This is a genomic window from Litorilinea aerophila (genome assembly GCF_006569185.2).
GTDB lineage: Bacteria > Chloroflexota > Anaerolineae > Caldilineales > Caldilineaceae > Litorilinea > Litorilinea aerophila.
On record NZ_VIGC02000015.1, the window covers coordinates 70952 to 94056 of the forward strand.

Genomic DNA, 23105 nt, shown 5'->3' on the forward strand with positions numbered 1-23105 from the left:
GGAGGAACCCGACACGGAATCCCTGCAGGCGTTGCCTTCGACGCCACCCAATGGGCGGACCCCAACAAGCTGGAGCGAGCCTATCCCCTTTTGTCCAACACGGTTGACAATTTTCCATGGGGATGATACCATACGCGCATTAATTCGCAGAACAAACTATATGGCCCTGGCCTGATACCCGATTAAAATCTGCCCGAAAAACCCAAACACCCACAACACAGCCCAAACCACAATGGCCCAGCACAACGCCCTACCCACCCAACCGCTCTACACAGAACCCATTCGCAGCGAAGAAGAGCTGGAAGATCGCCTGTCCGAACCCACCCCCCTGGTCCTGGAAGCCCTGCGCAGCCTGGACAGCGACCTGCTGATCCTGGGCGTGGGCGGCAAGATGGGTCCCACCCTGGCCCGCATGGCCGCCCGGGCTCTGGCGACCATCGGCTCGCCCCACCGGGTCATTGGCGTGGCCCGCTTCTCCCAGCCCGGCCTGCGGGAAAAGCTGGAGACATGGGGCATCCACACCATCCCCTGTGATCTGTTGGATCGGGAGGCAGTCGGTCGGTTGCCGGAGAGCCGCAACCTGATTTTCATGGCCGGCCAGAAATTTGGCACCAGCGGCAACCCGGATCTGACCTGGGCCATGAATGTGGGGGTGCCCCTGCATGTCTGCGAGCGCTATGGGACGGGCCGGGTGGTGGTTTTCTCCACCGGCAACGTCTACCCCCTCACCCGGGTGGTGGAGGGGGGCGCGGTGGAGACCGACCCGCCGGAGCCGGTGGGCGAATACGCCAGCTCCTGCCTGGGGCGTGAACGAATTTTCGAGTACTTCGCCCGGACCCGCGGTCTGCAGGTGGCCATCATGCGCCTCAACTATGCCATCGATCTGCGCTATGGGGTCCTCCTGGACATTGCCCTCCGGGTTCGGGCAGGCCAGCCTGTGGATGTGAGCATGGGGGCGGCGAATGTGATCTGGCAGGGGGACGCCAACGCCTGGGCCCTGGCCCTGCTGCCCCACTGCAGTGTACCGCCCTTCGTTCTCAACGTCACCGGACCGGAAACCGTATCCATCCGCCGCCTGGCCGAACGATTCGGCGCCCTCTTCGGCGTACGCCCCAGCTTCGTCGGCCAGGAGGCCGAGACGGCTCTGTTGAGCAATGCCGCCAGGGCACACCAGCTCTTCGGCTACCCGCGGGTCTCTCTCCAGCAAATGGTGGAATGGACCGCTGCATGGGTCGCGGAAAATGGTGTGACCTGGAACAAACCCACCCATTTTGAAACCCGTGACGGGAGATTTTGATGACGTCCATGCCGTTGGAGCTGGCCCATCACCTGCGTGAGGGGCAGGTGATCCCCGCCCATCCCCTGGCCATTCACCCGGATCGCACCCTGGATGAACGCCATCAGGCGGCGCTGACCCGCTATTACTGCGATGCCGGCGTCGGTGGGCTGGCGGTGGGCGTTCACACCACCCAGTTTGAAATCCATGACCCCAAGACGGGGCTGCTGGAGCCGGTGCTGAGCCTGGCCAGCCAGGTTATCGACGAGTCGCTGACCGCCTCTCCCCGGCCTTTCGTCAAGGTGGCCGGCGTCATCGGCCCCACGGAGCAGGCCCTGCGGGAGGCAGCCCTGGCCGCGGACCTGGGCTACCATGCCGCGCTGGTCAGCCTGGCCGCGCTCAAGGAAGCCTCCGATGAAGAGCTCCTGCACCACTGCCGGCTGGTGGCCGAGATCCTGCCCATCTTCGGCTTCTACCTTCAGCCCGCGGTGGGTGGACGACACCTGAGCTACCGCTTCTGGCGCCAGTTCGTGGAGATCCCCAACGTGGTGGCCATCAAGGTGGCTCCCTTCGACCGCTATCGCACCCTGGACGTGGCCCGGGCGGTGGCCGACGCCGGTCGGGCTGAGGAGATCGCCCTTTACACCGGCAACGACGACAACCTGGTGGCCGATCTGCTGACCGAATATTGCTTCGGCGATGGCAAGGCCTGCGTGCGCATTGTGGGCGGCCTGCTGGGCCATTGGGCGGTCTGGACCCGGACGGCCGTCCAGATGTTGGAGCGCATGAAAGAGGAACGCCGTCAAGGAAGGCTGGACTACCGACGCTGGCTGGCCTACGGCGCCCAGGTGACCGACGCCAACGCCGCCTTTTTTGATGCGGCCAACCACTTCCGGGGCTGCATTGCGGGCATCCACGAGGTGCTGCGGCGCCAGGGGCTGATGCAGGGCAACTGGTGCCTGAACCCCGCTGAATGTCTCTCGCCCGGCCAGGCCGAGGAGATCGACCGGGTCTACCGGGCCTATCCCCACCTCAACGACGACGACTTCGTCCGGGCGAACCTGGACCGCTGGCTGGCCTGAGTGGGCCCGGACGAAGTCATGATATTCGTCATCTAACGTCCCACATTCACCATCAGGAGGCCACCATGAATCTCACGTTCAACGGCCTGGGCATGAGCCTGGGCAACCTGTCGCGTCTCTCCAATGCAGAGACCCGCTCCATCAGTCCGGAGAACTTCACCGGCGAGAAGGGCAAGGGAGGTATGGCCACCGAGGGAACCGGCGCGGTGGCAGCCCGAGAGCTGGGCCAGGGCTGGAAGGTCTCGCCCAGCATCCACATCGCCGGCGAGAGCACGGCCACCCTGGCCGAGATCCAGGGGCCGGGGGCCATCCAGCAGATCTGGCTGACCGTGCACCCGGAGCACTGGCGGCGGCTGGTCTTTCGCTGCTACTGGGACGAGGAGGAGAATCCCTCGGTAGAGGTGCCCATCGGCGATTTCTTCTGCAACGGCTGGTGCGAGCGGTGCAATGTCACCTCCCTGGCCGTCTGTGTGAACCCCGCGGGCGGCTTCAACAGTTATTGGGAGATGCCCTTTCGCCGCCATGCCCGCATCACGGTGGAGAATCTGAGTCCCGAGGAAGTCCGGGGTTTCTACTACCAGATCAACTACACCCTGACCGAGGTTCCGGAGGACCGGGCCTACTTCCACGCCCAGTGGCGGCGCAGCAACCCCCTCCCCTACCAGACGGTGCACACCATCCTGGACGGCGTGCGCGGCCAGGGCCACTACGTGGGCACCTACCTGGCGTGGGGCGTCCACAACAACGGCTGGTGGGGTGAAGGGGAAATCAAATTCTACATGGACGGCGACACCGACTGGCCCACCATCTGCGGCACAGGCACCGAAGACTACTTTGGCGGCGCGTGGAACTTTGAGCATCCCCGGGGAGAGTACGGGGTCTTCTCCTCGCCCTACAGCGGCCTGCCCCAGGTGATCAAGCCCGATGGCCTCTACCGCTCCCAGCAACGGTTTGGCATGTACCGCTGGCACATCATGGATCCGGTGCGCTTCAAGCAGGATCTGCGGGTCACCATCCAGGCCCTGGGGTGGCGGTCGGCCCTGGGCGGCCAGCGGCGCTACCTGCCCCTCCAGGACGACATCGCCTCGACGGCCTTCTGGTACCAGACGGAGCCCCACGCCCCCTTCCCGCCCCTGCCGGGCCTCAACGAGCTGGAGGTGATCTAAATGCGGCGACCAGGGCGGGCCTCTGTGCCCGCCCTGATGGCGAAGGGGCCGGGAATGCCGCTGGCCCCAAGAGGCGGCGCCAACGGGTAGGCCGATGCCCGTCCCTTATCCCTTCAACCCGGTCAGCTTAACCCCCTGAATGAAGGTGCGTTGGGCAAAGAAGAAGAGAACTACAATGGGGACGGTGAAGATGGTGGCAGCGGCCATGAGCTGGTTCCAGGCCACGGCATGCTGCTGTTGGAAATCCTGCAGCCCCAGGGCCATGGTGAAGCGTCGGGGATCGGTCAGGTAGATGAGCGGCCCCTGAAAGTCGTTCCATGCCCACAGGAAGGTAAAGACGGTGATGGTGGCCAGCACGGGCACCGATAGGGGCAGCATGATGTTCCAGAAAATGCGAAACTCGGAAGCGCCATCCACCCGGGCAGCGTCGGCCAGCTCTTCAGGAATGGTGCGGAAGAACTGGCGCAACAGGAAGATGTCGAAGGCGTTACCAAAAAAGGTGGGCACGATCAGGGGAAGGAAGGTGTTGCTCCACCCCAACCTGGTGGTGAAGAAGATGTAAAGTGGAATCATGGTGACCTGGAACGGCAGCATCATGGTTGCCAGCACCAGGATGAAAACCAGGTCGCGGCCCGGCCAGCGAATGCGGGCGAAGCCATAGGCCGCCGGCGCACATGACACCAATGTGCCGATAATCGAAAAGATGGCGACGATCAGGCTGTTCTGGACGTAGGTCCAAAAGGTGACGCCCAGTCCAGGACGGGTGGCCCGGTTCATGGCGTCCACGAAATTACGCCAGCGCAGCCCCACCACCAGGACCGGCTCCGCGTACCGCATCCGGATCTTCTCGGTCTGTGCCGGGTTGGCCGGATCAAGAAAAATCCCGTAGCCTTCGGCGATGGATTGAAGGGCCAGCTGTCGGGTATGGCCTTCGATCGTCACCCGGTACATGGGCAGTTGTTGGTCGCCTACCTGCACGTAAAGGTTGTCGTGGGGCAACCAGGTGGGTGGAACCCGGAAGACGTCCTGGTCCGACTTGAGTGCGGTGGAGAGCATCCAGAGGAAAGGGACCAGGAAGAAGAGCCCCACGGCCATGACCATCAGGTGTGAAGCCAGGCGGGCCAACAGGCGGCGAACCTGGCGTACCGCAAGGAGGGTGTGGCCGGTAGATCGCCCCGGTGTCACTGCCCAATCGGCCATGGCTAACCTCCCTCGTAGTAGGTCCAGTGTTCGGACGAACGCAACAACAGCACCGTACAGATCAGGATGATGACAAACAGGATCCACGCCTGGGCCGATGCATATCCCATTTTCAGGTAGACGAACCCTTGTTGGTAGAGATAGACGCTGTAAAACAGGGTGGAATTCAGGGGCGCCCCCAGGCCGCTGCCCACGGGGCTGATCCCAGCACTGAGGACATAAGCCTGGGCGAAGTATTGAAACGTGGCGATCACGCCAATGATCAAGTTAAAGAGGGTAATGGGCGACACCAGGGGGATGGTGATCTTCCAAAGCCGTTGCCACCAGGAAGCGCCATCCAGCTCGGCAGCTTCCATCAGAGTCTGCGGGATATCCTGAAGACCGGCCAGGTAGATGATGATGGTATTGCCCACGCCCCACAACCCCAGCAGGATCAGGGAGGGCTTGGCCCAGAACGGATCCCGGGTCCAGTTCGGCCCCCGGATGCCCACTTCGGCCAGAAGGGTATTCAGTAGCCCACTGTTGGGGTTCAAGATCCAGAGCCAAAGCAGGGTGCTTGCCACCACCGGCACGATGGAAGGCAAAAAGTAAATGACTCGATAGATAGACTGGCCAGGTATCTTGATGTTCAACAACAGGGCACAAATGAACGAGACGATCAAAGAGAGGGGCACGCCGATGACGACCATGTAGCCGGTGTTGTAAAGGGAACGCCAAAAGAGTGGATCCCGTACCAGGTTGACATAGTTCAACGAGCCAATCCACACCAGCGGCTGCTTGATGTGATATTCCGTAAAGCTGTAGTAGAGCGAAGCCAACATGGGATAGAGGTTGAAAAGGAAAAAACCGCAGATCCAGAGGGAGATAAAGGCGAGGCCGGTCCATAACTGGCGACGGGTCCGGGGACTCCACCGTTTCGGCGACCGACCGGGATGGACCCTGGGTGTGTTTGTGAGGGCCATGGCACCTCCTGATACCCAAACCTGATACCCAAACGTTCGAGGAGGGGCACGGCCATGGCTGACGGGCCGTGCCCCATTTTGGCCAACCGAAGGGGATTCTACGATCGCTCCGCTGTGACAGGGTCAGTTGCCCAGGGCCTTATCCAGGAGGGGTTGGAGTTTCTCCTGGGCCGCCTGCAGCAACGGCTCTGGGTCGGCACAGGTGTGGAGCACCTGCTCCTCAATCTGCCCCAGTTCCGTCTCCACTTCGGCATTGATCGGGGTGAGAATGGGCGCCCGGGCGTTGGGGTTCCCCATGAGTTCCAGGAAGACCACAAACTTCTCATTCTCCCGGAAGCGGGGATCTTCTGCGGCTTTCTTGCTGGAAGGCAGGTTGAAATTGGCCACCATCTCCTCGGCCACAATCTCCGGCGACATCATCCAGGCCATGAGCTTCCAGGCCGCCTCCTTGTCTTTGACACCGCTGGGGATCATGGCCACGGTGCCACTCACCAGATTGGTGCCGGCCCGTTCAGGATGGGCGGCCGGCGGCGGCAGTGGGGCCACGCCGTAGTACAGCTCGGGTTTGTATTTCTGAATGAAATTGGGACCCGGCTGCCATTCACCTTCCACCTGCATCGCAATCTTGCCGGCGTAGAAACCATTGTCCGGCGATGCGTAGCCCCCAAAGGAGGAGCTGAAGCGAAGCACTTCATCCACATTGTAGTCGCAGTAGAACTGCTGCTCCCACTTCAAGGCATTGATCACCGGCTCTGAAGTCAATTGCAGTTGCGTGCCGTCCTCGCTGTACCAATAGCCGCCCATCATGACCGTGTACAGGCCCAGGTGAGACCAGGAGAAATCGGGGATGAAACCGACCTGGGTGATCTGGCCGTTATCATCCACCTTGGTCAACTTCCGGGCAAACTCGGCCAACTCCTCCAGGGTTTGAGGCGGCTGTTCCGGATCCAGGCCAGCCTCCTCAAAGAGATCTTTGTTCCAAAAGAGCGCGTAGGTGTCGGTCCCCCAGGGCAAGCAGTAATACTTCCCCTGGTAAAGACACTGGCTCAGCGGCGCCTCAAAGATATCGGCCAGATCCACTTCGCCCCCCTCCAGGAAATCGTCCAGGGGGGTCACCAGATTCTCACGGGCCCAGGTCCCCACCGAGTCCGGCCCGCCGGTCACCAGCACGTCCGGCGGTTCGGTACCCGAGAGGGCGGCGATCACCTTATCGTCTTCGACCGGGGAATTGACCTCCACCCGCACGTTGTTGGCTTCGCCATACTGGTTAAACAGGGACTGAAGCTGTGCCGGATTGTCACCCCACGTGATCCAGACCCGCAACACCTTTTCCTCGCCGCCAGTCGCCTGGGCGGGCGCCGCCGATTCTCCTCCCGGAGCCGACGTGGGCGCCGGAGGTGTACAGGCGGCCAGCACCAGCCCGAAAACCAGGAAAACCATCCACCACATACGCCGCATCCATCGAATTCGCAACACCATGGGAAGCTCCTTTCATTGACCCACAACTCCTTTGACGATTCCTAACCTAAAGAAAGGGCGAATGCCCTCTAGCAAACTGGTGATTGGACAGGAGCCAATACCCCAGGGAGAGAGGTCGATGGAGGCGATGAAGTATCTTGCCTTAGAAGAGGTATTGGGTCAGCGCCGCCAGCAGATGCTCCACATGCTGGGGCCCGTTGTAGGCCTGGATGGAGACCCGGATCATGGGCTGGCCGTTCCAGGTGAAGATCGGCACTTCGATGCGGTGTTCCTCCCACAGCCGCTGGCTCAGGCCCTCGATCTCCCCCTCCGGCAGGCGGGCGGTGAACATCTGGGCAAACCAGGCGGGGCTGTCTGGAGAGATGGCCGGCAGCCCCGTCAGGGCCTGGATTTGGGCCCGGGCCTGGCTGGCCAGGGCATGGCAGGCCGCGCGCACCGCGGGCCAGTCGTGTTCCCGTTGAAAACGAATCGCTGCCGGCACGCTCAGGTAGGCCGAGGGATCCATGGTGCCGGTCCAGGAGAAGTAGTCCAACAGGCGCGAGCCTGAACGGCCGTTGGACCAGCCGTGGCTGACCACCAGCGGTTCCAGGGAGGGCTGGTGCGCGGGGTCGGCATACAAAAAGGCGGCGCCCTTGGGCGCGCACAGCCATTTATGGGCATTGCCGGTGTAGAAGGTGGCCCCCATCGCGGTCAGGTCCAGATCCACCTGGCCCAGGGCATGGGCGCCGTCGATGACGGTCACGATGCCCGCTTCCCGGGCGCGACGGCAGACCGCCTCCACCGGGAAGATCAGGGCCGTGGGGGAGGTGATGTGGCTGATGGCGATCACCTGGGTGCGGGGCGTCACCCCCTGCCAGAGGGCTTCCACAAAGCTCTCCGCATCCGTCACGGGCAAGGGAATGGGCTGATTGATGTAGCGCGCGCCCACCTTTTCACACAGGTAGCGCCAGGTGTTGTTGACTGCCCCATACTCGTGGTCGGTGGCCAGCACTTCATCGCCGGGCTGCAGGCCCACGGAACGGGCCACCACATTCACGCCATAAGTGGCGTTGGGGACGAAGACCAGGTTGTCTGCCTGGGTGCCGACAAAGGCAGCCAATGTTTCCCGGGCCTGGGTGAGGAGCGTCGGCACGCGCCGCCCCAGGAAATCCACCGGATCCCGCTCCAGCTCCCGCTGCCAGCGCTGGTACTCCTCGAAGACAGGCCGAGGGCAGGCGCCAAAGCTGCCATGGTTCAGAAAGGTGATGGTGGGGTCCAGCAGAAATTGATCGGCCAGCGCCGGCAGGGGTAAAGCCTGGACGCGGGTTGCCTGGGTATGGGACATGAAAACCATCCTTCAGGTTGGTGCACAGGTTGCTTGTCGAGTAGAACGGTGAAATGGTTTCGATGCCGGCGTCGCCGCCGGGTGGATGGAAACGTGCATCCCATGTCATTATTCTAGCCGTCAACCGAAAAGTCAAACGTCACAGAACCTAGATACGTGCCCTACCTGGGGACATATGGCCGCGAACCCGTGGGCTGCTGCCCCGTGTTCCCCCCGGGTTTCCCACCCCATGCTTCTCACAAGGCCAAACACCCCACCCGTAAGCTTGTTTGCGCTCATGAGCGTTCTTGATTAGAATGAAGAGCGCCTCGCGATGGCAGGCCAGGGCACGCTGACCTGTTCATCGATTTCGCTGGACTTCGCTGGAACGACGTCTGTTCCAGTGGCCGGTCTCACCCGGCATCTCTGGACGTCTCATCGCCCGGTGCCCCCCGAGACGCCGTCGCGCCTGAAACACCGGCCATTGATGACACCTTTCCCCCTCTGAAATCCGGCGCCGGGAACACGTCTGCGCCCGGTTGCGGGCCGTGGCCTGCAGGCCGAACCGTTCAAAGTACCAGTTTATCCCTGACGAAAACGCTCACTTTTGGGCGGCATTTCGTTCACAACCAATCATCACTCACAACCCATCAAATCCAAAATATCTGGAGCGTCAACCATCTATGTTAACCATCCACGTATACCTGCAACCATCAACAAGGAGGAGCATGTGAACACAATACGCCTCAACTGGTGTCTATCCGGCCGTCGGGCTGTGTGGACCCTCCTGGCGCTGCTTACCCTGGTCCTGGTCGCCTGCCAGGCGCCGCCGCCCCAACAGGCGGCAGAGGCCCCGGCTGAACCGACAGCCCAGGCCCAGGAAGCAGGCGAAGCCGCGCCCGAAGACGCCTACATCACGGTCTTCGGGGAACGGCTGCCGGAGGACGCCGTCCCCTACGACCAGCAGGTCTACCGGGAGCCGTGCGACATCACCGCCAACCAGACCACCTTTGACTTCATGGTGGCTGTCTACCAGCGCTTCTGCGCAGGGGATAGCTCCTTCTCCCTGGCCCTGGTGGACCTGGACAAGGACTTCAACGTCATCCCCATGGCCGCAGAGAGCTGGGAGGTTTCGGAAGATGGCCTGACCTGGACCTTCCACATCCGCCCTGGCATGATCTGGTCGGACGACACGCCAGTCACCGCCCACGACTGGGTGGCCACCTACCGCTACGCCGCCGATCCAGAACACGCCTGGGACTTCGCCTGGTTCTACTCGGGCGTGATCAAGAACTGGGACGAGGTGATCGCGGGCGAGCTGCCGGTGGAGGAGCTGGGCGTCCAGGCGGTGGATGACCTGACCCTGCAGATCACCACCTACAACCCCTTCCCGCCGCTGCCGGGCATGATGCACTTCGCCTGGCCGCTGCAGGCCAAGGCCCTGGAAGAGCACGGCCCCTACTACAACAACGACCCGGCCACCTCGGTGAGCATGGGACGTTTCAAGCTGGTCTCCATGGAGCCGGGCAAGCGCATCGTGCTGGAGGCGAATGAGAAATACAAGGGCCCCAACCCGCCCTACCTCAAGCGCCGGGAAATCATCTACATGGATCCCAGCACCTACTTCGCCGCCTTCCAGAACGGTGAGATCGACGCGGTGGGCTACGAACAGCTCACCCCGGCCGACTTCGACCTGATCCTGAACGACCCGGTGCTGAGCGCCAACTACCTGCGCCACTACGGCGACTTCCGCACCGACTACCTGCTCTTCGATACCTTCACGCCGCCCTTCAACGATCTCAACGTGCGCAAGGCCTTCGCCCACGCGGTGGATCGGGAGAGCATCGTGAAGAATGTCTACGGCGAGATCAAAGCCATGCCCGCCTACTCCATGCTGATGCCCGGCTTCCCCTCCTCCGACACCGAAGGGAAGCTGAAGGAGTATCAGATGTATGACTGCGAGCTGGCCCAGCAGTACCTGGCCGACGCCGGCTACCCCAACGGCGAAGGCTTCCCCAAGCTGGAGATGTGGCTGCGCAACGAGAGCCCCGCGCTCCAGGCCGTCTTCCAGGCCGTGGCCGCTTCCATCTCCGAGTGCCTGAACATCCAGATCGAAGTGTCCAACAAGGATTACAAGGTCTACATGGACGCCCTGAACGCCAAGCCCACCCAGCTCAAGTTCGGCGCCATCTCCTACGGCATGGACTACCTGGATCCCTCCAACCTGCTGGGCATCTGGGTCTCCACCGGCCGCCACTCGTGGAAGAATGACGAGTTCGACCGCCTGATCCGCGAAGCCACGCCGCTGGTGGGCGATCCGGAGAAGCGGGACCAGATGTTCCGGGAAGCGGAGCGCATCCTGGTGGATGACGTGGGCGGCGTCTTCATCGCCCATCGCTGGCAGGGGACCCTCTACCAGCCCTACGTCCAGGGTGAAGGCCTGCGGACGCCCGACTCCAACGGCATCGCCGCCTGGCACTGGGGCAACGACTGGGTCTGGGGTGACCTCTATATCGCTGAACACTGATGATCGCTGAACACTGATGAAGGCTTTCACTGCCAGGGCGGCGGGGGACAAGGGGATTCGGGGATTAGGAGTGGGTGACCGGGTGACATTCTCCTCCAATCACCCAGTTACCCATTCCCCCAATCCCTCCGCCGCCCTGGTGGTGGGACGTTCTCAACGGAACGAAGGTACAGGTCTATGACCCGATACATCCTGGGCCGCCTGTTGTCGCTGCTCTTTGTGGTGATCATGGTCTCCATGATCACCTTCAGCCTGATGCACGCCGTGCCCGGCGGCCCCTTTGACGAAGGAAAACAGCCCCTGCCTCCGGCTGCCAAGGCCAACATTATGCGCAAATATGGCCTGGACAAGCCGGTCTGGCAACAATATCTGAATTACATGAAAAACGCCTTGCGCTTTGATTTCGGCATTCCCTACCAGCAGCCCACCACCACCGTGGCCGAGCTGATCGCCAAGACCTGGAAGATCACCGCCCAGGTGGGCGCCCTGACCGTCTTCCTGGCCTTCAGTCTGGGCATCACCCTGGGCATCATTGCCGCCTACCACCAAAACTCCTGGATCGACAACGCGGTGACCTTTATGGCGACCCTGGGCATTGTCATGCCCAATTTTGTCATCGGCACCCTGGCCATCCTCCTCTTCGCTGTCTATCTAGACTGGCTACCCATGGGCGGCTGGAGCGATTCGACCTGCCTGGTGGGGCGCTACTTTTGCACCGACTGGATCATGCCGGTGGTGGCCTACGCCCTGGCGCCCATGGCCATCATCGCCCGCTACACCCGGGCCAGCGTGGTGGAGTATATGCACGCCGACTTTGTGCGCACTGCCCGGGCCAAAGGGCTGGGGGAACGAAGCGTCATGCTCCGCCACGTGTTGCGCAACGCCATGATCCCCCTGGTTACCGTTGCCGGCCCCATCATCCCAGACCTGATGACCGGCAGCATTTTCATCGAATCCATCTTTCGCATTCCAGGCTTGGGGAAATACTTCGTGACCAGCACCTTCAACCGGGACTACCCCATGATCATGGCTACCATCCTGCTCATCGCCGTGCTCTGGGGCCTGGTCTACCTGCTGACCGACATTGTCTACACCTGGATCGACCCACGGGTGCGCCTGGGCGCGCAGGAGGGACAGTAAATGGCCGAAGCCAAAAGCGGAGAACTCTCCGTTGCCCTGAAGCCCAACCGGGAGCTGTCCCAGGAAATGGGACGACATCGGACCCTGTGGCAGGATGCCGTGCGCCGTTTCATGCGCAACCGTCTGGCCGTCTTCGGCCTGGTGATCGTGGTCTTCTTGCTCTTCCTGGCCATCTTCGCCGACCTGATCGCGCCGTTCCCCTACGACAAGGCCGACTTCTCCAAGGTCCGGCTGCTGCCCATGCGGGATCCGGCCCATCCACTGGGTACCGACGAAGTGGGGCGGGATTACTTGAGCCGCCTCATCTACGGAGCGCGCACCTCCATGACCGTGGGCATCTCCATCCAGCTCATTGCCCTGCTCATCGGCGTCCCCCTGGGCGGCCTGGCCGGCTACCTGGGTGGCAAGGTGGACTTCGTGGTCACCCGCATCATCGAAATCATGACCGCGTTCCCGGGGCTGCTCTTTTCCATCCTGGTGATCACCCTGCTGGGCGGCGGCCTGTGGAAGGTTATCTTCGCCCTCAGCATCACCAGCTGGATCGGCATCGCCCGGCTCACCCGGGGGCAGCTCCTCTCCCTGCGAGAGAAGGAGTACGTGGAGGCGGCCCGGGCCCTGGGCGTTCCCCAGCGGGATATCATCTTCCGCCACCTGATGCCCAACGCCCTCTCGCCACTGCTCATCGCCGTCAGCTTTGGCATTCCCACCGCCATCTTCGGCGAGGCAGGCCTGAGCTTCCTGGGCATCGGCGTCAACGATCCCATCCCCAGCTGGGGCAAGATGGTAGGGGTGGCCGGCGCCTACGTGCGGGTCTCCTGGCACATGGCCCTCTTCCCCACCCTGGCCATCGCGCTGACCATGCTGGGTTTTTCCTTCGTGGGCGACGGATTGCGGGACGCGCTGGACCCGAACCAGAGCCTGTAATCCGGGGCGCCAGTTCCAGGGTGCAGGAGGGCAGGGTGGTCGATGCGACGCGGTCCTGTCTGGATCGGCATCCGAGGATGCCGACTCCGCATCGCGATGGCTGGCCATTGGCGGAGTAAGCGCCGTCAGATGCGGTGTAATCCGTAGAATCTGTGGTTCAAAATTAAAGTACAAAACGAGGGAACGGGTGTCAGTCAACCAGGAGTTCGAAGGGAGATTGGAACCATGCACAGAAGAACGAACGTGAGCACTCAGCCTCCGTGGCCGGGTTTAAAGCGGCCGGTCGGCTCCAGCCGGCACCCGGATTCCAGCCTCCCCTCCCTCCTCACAGGCCTGGTACCAGGCCTTCTGCTGGTAGCCCTGCTAGGACTGCTGGCCGCCTGTGGTGGGAGCCCCTCCGCCCCGGCTGCAGGGCCCGGGACGCCGACCGAGAGCGGCGCCTCGGCGGTGCCTACCATGCCGGCTGCCCGCTTCACCGCCGTGGCCCAGACGGCCTTCACCGGTACCGTGCCCATCACCGCCACGGTGACCGCCACCGAGACGGTGGCCTCGGCCGACCTGGAACGGGGCGCCCGCATCTACGCCAACCGCCAGTGCGGCGACTGCCACGGCGCCCAGGGCGAGGGGGTGCCGGGCAAGGGCTCGGCCCTGGCTGGTCTGACCCTCAGCGAAGAGGAATTCACCGACATCCTGCGCACCGGCGGCAACGGCAGCCTGGGGCCAGATCACCTGTACGGCCCCAACGCCATCAGCCCCAGCGGCATGCAGGCCCTCTACCAGTGGCTCCGCTCCCTGCCGGCGGAATAGCACCCCTTAGCCACGCCCATCGACCACAGCAAAGACATCGTGGACCGGCTCCGGCGCCTCCGGGCCGGTCCAATCTGTTTTCAGGGTGATCCGATAGCTGCCGGCGGCCAGGCTCTCCAGGGTGGCGCCCCAACTGTCCTCCTGGCGCACCAGGGGCAGGCGCATGGGTGCACCGCCGTCGATGGCCACAATCTCCGCGACCAGCCCCACCGGCTCCTCCACATTGAACGTCTGGGCCTGGATGGTGACCGGCTCCTGGGCCAGGTAGAGGTCTTCTACCTCCAGGGCCAGGGCCGGCATCTGCTCCACCGGCGGCCGGGCCGGCGGCACATCCCGGATGCCGCCCAGCTCCGGTGCCTGCATTAGCTTCACCCGCTCCAGCAGTTGCTCCAACATGGCGCCGTTGTTCTGCAGGGAAGAATGTTTCTCGGCCACGAAGGTGTCGAAAAACTCGTTGGAGAGCTCGATGGGGATGGCCGACACCCGAGGCACAGTACCGTCGCCATCGGCCAGGAAGGTGGGCACCCCTTCCGGCGCGACGTGCGCCACGGTGAGACGCCCGCCGGCCAGGGTGGCCGACTGGAAGGTCTTCTGGCGGGTGCCCACCACGGGCAGGATGCGGTAGCCCTGGGTGAAGTAGTCGGCTTCCTTGCGATTGGCAGCCACAGCCTCCTCGATCTCCCGGTGGAAGCGCAGGGCTGCCGCGGCCCGATCCCGGTCAATCCCCGGGATGCCGTCGATCTCGGCCACCCGGGCGAAACCCTGGCCCGTCTGCACCGACCGGTAGATGGGCAACAGCTGGTAGGCGGCCGTGAAGCTGCGCATCACCTCGGTCAGATCCAGAAAGAGCTGCTTGTAGCCGTTGGCCAGGTAGCCCAGCGCGTTGACCGAGCCCCGATAGGGTGTGCCGAAGGTGATGAGGGCCCGGCAGTCTCGCCACCCCTGGAGCACCTCCAGGTAGTAGCGGCTGATCAGCCCCCCCATGCTGTGGGCCACCAGGATCACCCGGGCGTCCTGGGCGCCGGAGTGATCGCGCCACTGGGGGAGTTTCCGGTTGACCAGCTCCTGGAGCTTGCGGGCCGCGTAGCGGTTGTCCCGTCGCCAGTCGTAGGCAAACTCAAAGTAGTTGGCCGGCCTCTCGTCGTCCGGCGAGCCGGGCACCACCTCGAACTCCTGGGTGAAGAGGCGACGCAGGCCGCTGTAGCCGTCGATCTTGACCAGGCCCGGCACCATGTGCAGATCCTGGATGACCCCGGTGGCCCGGATGCCGTCGCCCAGGTCGTCCACGGCCGGGTCATCCCCCACCAGCAGCAGATCCTGGAGGGTGTCGCCCAGGGAGGCCAGGATCCGCCAGACCGCCTGGCCGGAGATGGCCCACAGATCCCGGCCGTCCTTCTGCAGCACACTGCCGGTAATGCCTGGCAGGACCACCACCATATCTCGAATTTTTACCCGGGCCATCAGCACGCCTCCTTTGAATTTACTTCTCCTGGTGTCCGTCGAAATTGTCGGGCGGGCACGGGGTGCCATCCGCCCCGATTGAGCGCCACGGAGACGTAGGGCGGGTCTCCGGCCCGCCGAACGTGGCTGGGCTACGGCGGCCTTCCGCGGCTGGCGACAGCGGGCGGGGCAAGCCCCGCCCCTACGAGAACGGGTGCCCTCTCGCGGTCCGGCACCATCGGGCGGGCACGGAGGCCCGCCCCTACGGGAACCGGCTGCCCCTTCATCTGCCCGGGGCTGGCGACACCGTGCGGCCAGAGACCGCACCTACGCCACGGGGTGCCATCCGCCCCGATTGAGCGCCACGGAGACGTAGGGCAGGTCTCTGGCCCGCCGAACGTGGCTGGGTCTACGGTGCCCTGTCGCGGGTCGGACACCATCGGGCGGGCGCAGAGGCCCGCCCCTACTTAACAACCGGTGGGAATGATGATATAGTACCACACAAACCGGTCCTTATCCACCGCCCCGGGCGCACCAGAGCAGCGCCCCGACCCATTTCAGATACAACCCGACACAAAGCAGAGGAAGGGAACCATGAGTACAGAACCCATTCGGGTCGGCATTGTCGGCGCCGGCGCTAACACCACGTCCAAACACATCCCCGGCCTGCAGGCCATCGAGGGCGTCCAGGTGGTCAGCGTCTGCAACCGCAGCCGGGCCTCATCGGAACGGGTGGCCCGGGAATTCGGCATCCCCACTGTCTACGACAACTGGCTGGAGCTGGTCAACGCGCCGGACACCAACGCCATCGTCATCGGTACCTGGCCCTACATGCACTGCCGGGTGACCCTGGCTGCGCTGGCCGCGGACAAGCACGTCATGTGCGAAGCGCGCATGGCCATGAACGCCGCCGAAGCCCACCGCATGCGGGACGCAGCCCGGGCCAAGCCATACCTGGTGGCCCAGATCGTCCCCTCCCCCATGACCCTGCGGGTGGACCGGACCATCCAGCGGCTGCTGGCCGAAGGCTACCTGGGCGATGTACTGGCCGTGGAGGTACGGGCCGGCGGGTCGTTCCTGGACCCGGACGCACCCCTGCACTGGCGCCACGACTTCGACCTGAGCGGCTTCAACACCATGAGCATGGGCATCTGGTACGAGGCGGTCATGCGCTGGGTGGGGGAAGCCACCCGGGTCACGGCCATGGGCAAGACCTACGTCAAGATGCGCAAGGCCGCGGACGGGCGGCTGAAAGCGGTGCGCATCCCCGAGCACATCGACGTGGTGGCGGACATGGCCTGCGGCGCCCAGCTCCACATGCAGATCTCCAGCGTCACCGGGCTGGCCGGCGGCCCCGAGGTGTTCCTCTTCGGCAGCCAGGGCACCCTGCGCTTTGCCGACAATCGCCTCTTCGGCGGCCGCAAGGGCGACAGCCAGCTCCAGGAGATCCCCATCCCGCCCGAGGAGGCCGGCGGCTGGCGGGTGGAGGAAGAGTTCGTCAACGCCATCCGCGGGCAGGAAGTGATCACCCACACCAGCTTCGAGGATGGCGTCAAATACATGGAATTCACCGAAGCCGTGGCCCGCAGCATGGCCGAAGGCCGCGCCATCCCCCTGCCCCTGGCCACCGCCTCGTAAGAGATGCGATCAGGCGTGGTGCGTGGACCAGCCTGGCATGGATCACGCACCACGCGGACAAGCCCACATGGACGACATCTTCGCCACCTTCCCAGAACTGGAGACCGAGCGACTCCTGCTGCGGGAAATCCGCCAGGAGGACGCGCCTGCCATCCTGGAGATCTTCGCCGACGAAGAGGTCACCCGCTACTACGACCTTTACCCCTACCACAGCCTGGAAGAAGCCCAGGAGCTGATCGACTTTTTTGCCGAAAGCTTCGAGGTGGAACGTCAGATCCGCTGGGGCATTGCCCGCAAGGAAGATAACCGCCTCATCGGCACCTGCGGCTACGTGGTCCTCTGGGAGCACCGGGGCGAGATCGGCTTCGAGCTGGCCCGGCCCTACTGGGGACAGGGCATCATGGCCGAAGCCCTGGACGCCATCATCGCCTTCGGCTTCGAGCGCCTGGGCCTGAACCGCATTGAAGCCCTGGTCATGGTGGAAAACGCCCGCTCGGCCGCGCTCCTGCGCAAGCTGGGCTTCACCCAGGAGGGGATCCTGCGGGAACATGACTTCTTCAAAGGCCGCTTCCACGACATGCGCTGCTTTGCCCTGCTCCGACGAGAGTACCAGGGCAGCCGGCGCCCAGATGAAAGGATCAGACCGTGAGCCAGCCACGCCCCCACATCATCCTGATCATCACCGACCAGCAACGTTTCGACACCATCCGCGCCCTGGGCTTCCCCTACATGGATACGCCCAACCTGGACCGGCTGGTGCAGGAAGGGGTGACCTTCACCCAATGCCACATCACCGCCCCCTCCTGTGCACCGTCCCGGGCCAGCCTCTTCACCGGCTACTATCCCCACACCACCGGCATCCTCAAGAACGGGGATCGCTGGACCCGCTCCTGGGTGGAGCTGCTGGCCGAGAGTGGCTACTACTGCGTCAACGTAGGCAAGATGCACACCTCCCCCTTCGAAACGCCCCTGGGCTTCCACGAACGCTACGTGGTGGAGAACAAGGACCGCTACCTGGAAGGGCGCTACTACTTCGACGAGTGGGACAAAGGGCTGCGGGCCCGAGGTCTGGTCAAACAGCAGCGGGAGCTCTACCGCCAGCGCCCCGACTATCGAGAACGGCTGGGCGCTTTTGAGTGGGAGCTGCCCGAGGACACCCACTCCGACTTTTTCGTGGGAGACATGGCCACCTGGTGGCTGAAGACCAAGCCGAAGCCCGACGGTCCCCTCTTCCTGCAGATCGGCTTCCCCGGCCCCCACCCACCCTACGACCCCATCCCCCGCTACGCGGAGCCGTACCTGGACCGGGAGCTGCCCCTGCCCCAGGTCACCCAGGAGGAGCTGGCCCAACAGCCGCCCCCCTTCCTGGCCATGCGCCAACACAACGCCGAGGTCGACCACGACTCGGTAGTCCATCTGCTCAACCCCACCCGGGAACAGCTCCACCGCCAGCGGGCCTACTACCTGGCCAACGTCACCATGATCGACGAGAAGATCGGCCAGATCCTCCAAACCCTGGACCAGCAAGGCTACCTGGAGGATGCGGTGGTCATCTTCACCTCCGACCACGGCGACGCCCTGGGCGACCACGGCCACAGCCAGAAGTGGACCATGTACGACGTCATCACCCGCATGCCCCTCATCGTCTGGGCGCCGGGCCGCTTCGCCGGCGGACGCCAGCTGGACGGCCTCTGTCAGCTCATGGACATCGGCCCCACTATCCTGGAGCTGGCCGGCATCACCCCGCCCGCTTCCTTCGAGGCGCAATCCCTGCTGCCCGCGCTCCGGGGAGAAGCCTGGGAAGGGCGTCCCTACGTCTTCGCCGAACACTGCCGGGACGGCATCCTCCAGGAGACCGACTACATGACCATGGTGCGCAGTCGGGAGTGGAAGCTGGTCCACTTCCTGGACGAGCCCTTCGGCCAGCTCTTCAACCTGCAGGAAGATCCGGGCGAGGTGCACAACCTGTGGGACGACCCGGCCGCGGCCGCCAAAAAACAAGAACTGCTGGACGTCCTGCGGGAGTGGCGGATCCGCAGCCAATATCACACCCGAGACTGGTCCCGGGACTGGCGCTGAGAAGAAGCCATCCATGACCGCCAAGACACCCGGCTCGCCTCCTGGCAAAGGCAAAGCCATCTCCCTGGCCACCCTGATCCTGGCCCTGGCCATCTACCTGCTCCTGCAGGCCAACCCTGGGCTGGTTCCGGTGGTCAACGAGCTGCTGCAGACGGCAGCGCCCGCCGATTCTGCCACCCTGGCGGCCCCGGCGGAAACACCCCCGGCCGAGGTCGGACAGGCGCCGTCCGCCGGCACGTCTACCCCCGCGCCCCAACAGGAGGCTGTCCCCCGGCCTCCTGCCACCGAAATCCCGGCCACGCCCTCCCCCCTGGCCACCACGCCCAAGCAGTCGCCGCCGGACGACGGCCTGCCCACCATCGCCTTCGACCAGCTGCCCCAAGAGGCCCAGGAGACCATCGCCCTCATCGACCAGGGCGGGCCCTTCCCCTTCAGCAAGGATGGCAGCATCTTCCAGAACCGGGAACGGCTGTTGCCCTTGCGGCCCCGGGGCTACTATCGGGAATACACCGTCATCACGCCAGGCGAGCCGGATCGGGGCGCACGGCGCATTGTGGCCGGCGCAGGTGGGGAGCTCTACTACACCGATGACCACTACGCCAGCTTCAAACGGGTAATCCGCTGATGCCATCCCTGGATGCCCTCCTGACTCAAGAGAATCCATCAGGCCTCTACCGCCTGGACTGGACGGGCGACCCGGCAGCCCTGGCGGAGACTGTGGCCGCCCGGGGCTGGCGCGTCTTCTTCCTGGATGGCCGCCGGGCCGTCGACAAGCCATCCTTCCTGCGCCTGGCCGCCGAAGCCATGGCCTTTCCGGGCTACTTCGGTTGGAACTGGGACGCGTTCGAGGAGTGCCTCACCGATCTGGCCTGGGTCCCCGCGGCCGGCTACCTCATCCTCTACGAGGACCCGGTGACCCTGGCCGCCCATGCGCCGGAGGTGTGGGCCACGGCCTATGCCATCTTGGCCGACGCCGTCGAAACCTGGCGGCAGACAGCCACCCCCATGGTCATCCTCCTGCGGGGTGGCGACCATCTCCTGGCCCACCTGCCGGCGGTGACGGTGACTCCCGGCGAGGAACAAGTCTGAGCATTTTGTGGAGGTTATACCCATTGATTCGCGTCATTGCCCTGGATCTGGACGATACCCTGCTGCGGAGTGACAAGACCGTCAGTCCGGAGAGCCTGGCCCTGCTGCGGCGATGGCGGGCCCAGGGCCATCACCTGGTTATCGCCACCGGCCGCCCACCCCGCACCGTGGCCGAAGTGCTCCCCCGGGAACTGTTCGACGTGCCCTGGGTCTGCTACAACGGCGCGGCCATCCAGATAGACGGCCGGACCATCTTCCAGGATCTCATCCCTCCGGAGGACACCCGGACCATCGTGGAGATGATCCAGGCCCGGCTGCCCGATTGCATCGTGGGGCTGGAGGTGGACAACATCCTCTACTTGAATCGGGCCATCCAGCGCACGTCTCCCTACCAGGTGGCCGACCTGCGGCGGATCTGCCACCAGCCCGCGGCCAAAATTCTCTTCTTTCAGGACGCCCAATTTCAGGAGATCATGGCCGACCTGCGTCCCCTGCTCCAGGCCCTGCCGGCCAGTACCCGGGCCCTCCTGTCGGAAAAGTACAACCTGGTGCAGATCCTTTCCCACAGTGCGGATAAGGCCCGGGCCCTGGAGATGGTGGTGCAACAGTGGGGGTTGGGGCTGGAGCATGTGATGGCTTTCGGCGACGACGTCAACGATGTGGAGATGGTGCGCCGGGCAGGCCTGGGTGTGGCCGTGGCCAATGCGGTGGCCGAGGTGAAGGCCGTGGCCGATCACATCACCGCCAGCAACGACGAGGATGGCGTCGCCCAGGCCCTGGAGGCGCTCCTCGCCGGGCAGCTGGAGTCGGGCGTTGGGTAAGCCGACCCTTCCCCGGGCCATGATATAATGGCTTGACCCGCCCACCACGTAGGTCACGCATCCCTGCGTGACTTGGGCACACGAACCGGCACGCCCGACTGTCCGGCCAGGAGACCGGACCGACGGGTCCATGGATCGTCATCGCCAGGGCTGCGTAGGTCACGCTTCCCTGCGTGACAGGGGCACACGAACCGGCACGCCCGGCTGTCCGGCCAAGAGACCGGACCTGCGGAGCAAGATGCATGAAGCGTGAATCCAAGCCAAAGGATGTCGTATGAGCCAGATTGATGTCATCGTAGCCGGGCATCTCTGCCTGGACATCATCCCCACCTTTGGACAGGAACGGACCGGCGTGGAGCACCTGCTGGCGCCCGGCCGGCTGGTTCACGTCGGCCCGGCCCAGATTGCCACCGGCGGCGCTGTCTCCAACACCGGCCTGGCCTTGCACCGCCTGGGCGTAACCACCCGGCTCATGGGCAAAGTGGGCGCCGACCTCTTCGGCCAGGCCATCCTGGAGGTCATCCGCCGGCGGGATCCACGCCTGGCCGAGACCATGATCGTCGATGAAACCGTGCCCAGCTCCTACACCATTGTCATCAACCCGCCCGGCGTGGATCGCAGCTTCCTCCACTGCCCTGGCGCCAACGACACCTTCAGCTCCGCTGACGTCCAGAGCGAGCAGCTGGTCGGCGCCCGCATCTTCCACTTTGGCTATCCACCCCTCATGCGCCAGATGTACGCCGACGGCGGCGTGGAACTGTCCACCCTACTCCGTCGGGCCAGGAACGCAGGCCTGATCACGTCCCTGGACATGGCCCACGTGGACAGCCAGTCGGCCGCCGGTCAGGTGGACTGGCGCGCATGGCTACACGAATGCCTCCCCACGGTGGACCTTTTCCTGCCCAACCTGGAAGAAGCCTTCTTCATACTGGACCGGAAGCGATTCCAGGCCACGGTGGAACGGGCAGGCGACGCTGGCCTCCTGGCCGCGGTGGACGGCGCCCTCCTGGGCGAGCTGGCCGACCAATTGTTGACCCTGGGCGCGGCTGTGGTAGGCTTAAAACTGGGCGAGCAGGGCCTCTACCTGCGCACCACTTCGAACCCGGCGCGACTGGCCTCCCTGGGGTTGGAACCGGTCTGGCTGGGCCGGGAGCTCCTGGCGCCGGCCTTCCAGGTTCAGGTGGTGGGCACCACCGGCGCCGGCGACTGTGCCATTGCCGGTTTCCTGGCCGCCCTTTTGCGGGGACTTCCCCCGGAAGCTAGCCTGACCGCCGCCACGGCCGCGGGCGCCTGCAACGTGGAACAGGCCGACGCCATCAGCGGCATGATGTCCTGGGACGCCATGTGGCAGCGGGTCCAGGCCGGCTGGCCCCAGCGCCCTGTGGGCCTCTCCCTGCCAGACTGGCAGTGGGATGCGTCGGCCGGCCTCTGGCGGGGGCCCCGAGATGGACGAAAAGAAGGACAAGGAGTATGAAACGTTCAGAAATCAACGCCATCATACGCGATGCCGATGCCTTCATCCGGCGGCAGGGCTTTCACCTGCCCCCCTTTGCCTACTGGACGCCCGAGGAGTGGCGTCAAAAAGGGGATGAAGTGGAAGAGATTGTGGCCCGGGGCCTGGGCTGGGATATCACCGACTTTGGCCAGGGCGACTACGCCCGGATCGGCCTCTTCCTCTTCACCCTGCGCAACGGCGATGTGGCCAACTTGCGGGCTGGGCGGGGCAAGCTCTACGCCGAGAAGCTGCTCATCGTCGACGTGGACCAGGTGACTCCCCTCCACTTTCACTGGCTGAAGACCGAAGACATCATCAACCGGGGAGGCGGCAAGCTGGTGATCCAGCTCTACAATGCCACGCCGGACGAAGGCCTGGCCGACAGCGACGTCACCGTCAGCACCGACGGCGTCCGGCGCACGGTCAAAGCCGGCGACACCATCGTACTCAGCCCGGGCGAAAGCATCACCCTGCCGCCCTATTGCTATCACAAGTTCTGGGGGGCGGAGAGCCGGGTACTGGTGGGTGAAGTCTCCACTGTGAACGACGATGCCACCGACAACCGATTCTATGAACCGGTAGGGCGCTTCCCTGCCATCGAAGAAGATGAACCGCCCCTGTATCTCCTGGTGAACGACTACGCCAGGTACTATCGGGCGGGAACGTCCATTTGACCA

The 23105-nt window shown here is 64.2% G+C and carries 20 protein-coding genes; 15 read left to right on the forward strand and 5 right to left on the reverse strand.

Annotated features, from left to right (window positions below; translation table 11 throughout):
* Positions 1–280: 280 nt before the first annotated feature.
* The 3 genes from FKZ61_RS12960 to FKZ61_RS12970 all read left to right on the forward strand — a co-directional run bounded on the left by FKZ61_RS12960 (position 281) and on the right by FKZ61_RS12970 (position 3524).
* A complete protein-coding gene (locus FKZ61_RS12960) occupies positions 281–1297 on the forward strand; it encodes an NAD-dependent epimerase/dehydratase family protein (RefSeq protein ID WP_141610593.1) in 1017 nt (338 codons plus the stop codon).
* A complete protein-coding gene (locus FKZ61_RS12965) occupies positions 1297–2358 on the forward strand; it encodes a dihydrodipicolinate synthase family protein (RefSeq protein WP_141610546.1) in 1062 nt (353 codons plus the stop codon). The genes FKZ61_RS12960 and FKZ61_RS12965 overlap by 1 nt, the downstream gene beginning before the upstream one ends.
* Before the next feature lie 65 nt (positions 2359–2423).
* The gene (locus FKZ61_RS12970; RefSeq protein WP_141610547.1) at positions 2424–3524 is read left to right on the forward strand and encodes a glycoside hydrolase family 172 protein; all 1101 of its coding nucleotides are present in this window, start codon (positions 2424–2426) and stop codon (positions 3522–3524) included.
* Between the two features lie 105 nt (positions 3525–3629).
* On the opposite strand, the gene FKZ61_RS12975 is transcribed toward FKZ61_RS12970, so the two are convergent.
* From FKZ61_RS12975 to FKZ61_RS12990, 4 genes are all read right to left on the reverse strand, one after another.
* The gene (locus tag FKZ61_RS12975) at positions 3630–4724 is read right to left on the reverse strand and encodes a carbohydrate ABC transporter permease (protein WP_211358541.1); all 1095 of its coding nucleotides are present in this window, start codon (positions 4722–4724) and stop codon (positions 3630–3632) included.
* 2 nt (positions 4725–4726) lie between these two features.
* Positions 4727–5686 (reverse strand): carbohydrate ABC transporter permease, encoded by a 960-nt coding sequence (locus FKZ61_RS12980; RefSeq protein WP_141610548.1) that lies wholly within the window; start codon positions 5684–5686, stop codon positions 4727–4729.
* A 123-nt stretch (positions 5687–5809) separates the two neighbouring features.
* On the reverse strand, positions 5810–7135 hold the full coding sequence (locus FKZ61_RS12985) for an ABC transporter substrate-binding protein (RefSeq protein WP_170199659.1): 1326 nt from the start codon (positions 7133–7135) through the stop codon (positions 5810–5812).
* A 172-nt stretch (positions 7136–7307) separates the two neighbouring features.
* Complete coding sequence (locus tag FKZ61_RS12990) at positions 7308–8489, reverse strand: aminotransferase class V-fold PLP-dependent enzyme (protein WP_141610550.1); 1182 nt, start codon at positions 8487–8489, stop codon at positions 7308–7310.
* Positions 8490–9198: 709 nt separating this feature from the next.
* Between FKZ61_RS12990 and FKZ61_RS12995 the strand changes: the two genes are divergently transcribed.
* The 4 genes from FKZ61_RS12995 (at position 9199) to FKZ61_RS24305 (ending at position 13866) form a co-directional block, all read left to right on the forward strand.
* Positions 9199–10995, forward strand: a complete 1797-nt coding sequence (locus FKZ61_RS12995; RefSeq protein ID WP_141610551.1) for a peptide ABC transporter substrate-binding protein — start codon at positions 9199–9201, stop codon at positions 10993–10995.
* 177 nt (positions 10996–11172) lie between these two features.
* Complete coding sequence (locus tag FKZ61_RS13000; protein ID WP_141610552.1) at positions 11173–12135, forward strand: ABC transporter permease; 963 nt, start codon at positions 11173–11175, stop codon at positions 12133–12135.
* Entirely contained in the window at positions 12136–13059 is a 924-nt protein-coding gene (locus tag FKZ61_RS13005; protein WP_211358542.1) for an ABC transporter permease, read from the forward strand.
* Positions 13060–13302: 243 nt separating this feature from the next.
* Positions 13303–13866, forward strand: a complete 564-nt coding sequence (locus tag FKZ61_RS24305; RefSeq protein ID WP_229964241.1) for a c-type cytochrome — start codon at positions 13303–13305, stop codon at positions 13864–13866.
* Positions 13867–13872: 6 nt separating this feature from the next.
* Here the strand turns inward: FKZ61_RS24305 and FKZ61_RS13015 are convergent, their stop codons facing one another.
* The gene (locus FKZ61_RS13015) at positions 13873–15327 is read right to left on the reverse strand and encodes a lipase/acyltransferase domain-containing protein (RefSeq protein ID WP_211358543.1); all 1455 of its coding nucleotides are present in this window, start codon (positions 15325–15327) and stop codon (positions 13873–13875) included.
* Positions 15328–15900: 573 nt separating this feature from the next.
* Between FKZ61_RS13015 and FKZ61_RS13025 the strand changes: the two genes are divergently transcribed.
* From FKZ61_RS13025 to FKZ61_RS13060, 8 genes are all read left to right on the forward strand, one after another.
* A complete protein-coding gene (locus FKZ61_RS13025; protein WP_141610553.1) occupies positions 15901–16944 on the forward strand; it encodes a Gfo/Idh/MocA family protein in 1044 nt (347 codons plus the stop codon).
* 67 nt (positions 16945–17011) lie between these two features.
* Positions 17012–17593: a GNAT family N-acetyltransferase gene (locus FKZ61_RS13030; RefSeq protein ID WP_141610598.1), complete on the forward strand. Its 582-nt coding sequence runs from the start codon at positions 17012–17014 to the stop codon at positions 17591–17593.
* Positions 17590–19023, forward strand: coding sequence for a sulfatase family protein (locus tag FKZ61_RS13035; RefSeq protein WP_141610554.1), 1434 nt, complete (start codon positions 17590–17592; stop codon positions 19021–19023). Before FKZ61_RS13030 ends, FKZ61_RS13035 begins: the two co-directional genes overlap by 4 nt.
* A gap of 13 nt (positions 19024–19036) precedes the next feature.
* Positions 19037–19648, forward strand: coding sequence for a ribonuclease domain-containing protein (locus FKZ61_RS13040; RefSeq protein ID WP_141610555.1), 612 nt, complete (start codon positions 19037–19039; stop codon positions 19646–19648).
* Complete coding sequence (locus FKZ61_RS13045; protein ID WP_141610556.1) at positions 19648–20112, forward strand: barstar family protein; 465 nt, start codon at positions 19648–19650, stop codon at positions 20110–20112. Before FKZ61_RS13040 ends, FKZ61_RS13045 begins: the two co-directional genes overlap by 1 nt.
* 23 nt (positions 20113–20135) lie before the next feature.
* A complete protein-coding gene (locus FKZ61_RS13050; RefSeq protein ID WP_170199663.1) occupies positions 20136–20933 on the forward strand; it encodes an HAD family hydrolase in 798 nt (265 codons plus the stop codon).
* 274 nt (positions 20934–21207) lie between these two features.
* Positions 21208–22407 (forward strand): carbohydrate kinase family protein, encoded by a 1200-nt coding sequence (locus FKZ61_RS13055; RefSeq protein ID WP_141610558.1) that lies wholly within the window; start codon positions 21208–21210, stop codon positions 22405–22407.
* A complete protein-coding gene (locus FKZ61_RS13060; protein WP_141610559.1) occupies positions 22404–23102 on the forward strand; it encodes a D-lyxose/D-mannose family sugar isomerase in 699 nt (232 codons plus the stop codon). The genes FKZ61_RS13055 and FKZ61_RS13060 overlap by 4 nt, the downstream gene beginning before the upstream one ends.
* Positions 23103–23105: the final 3 nt, after the last annotated feature.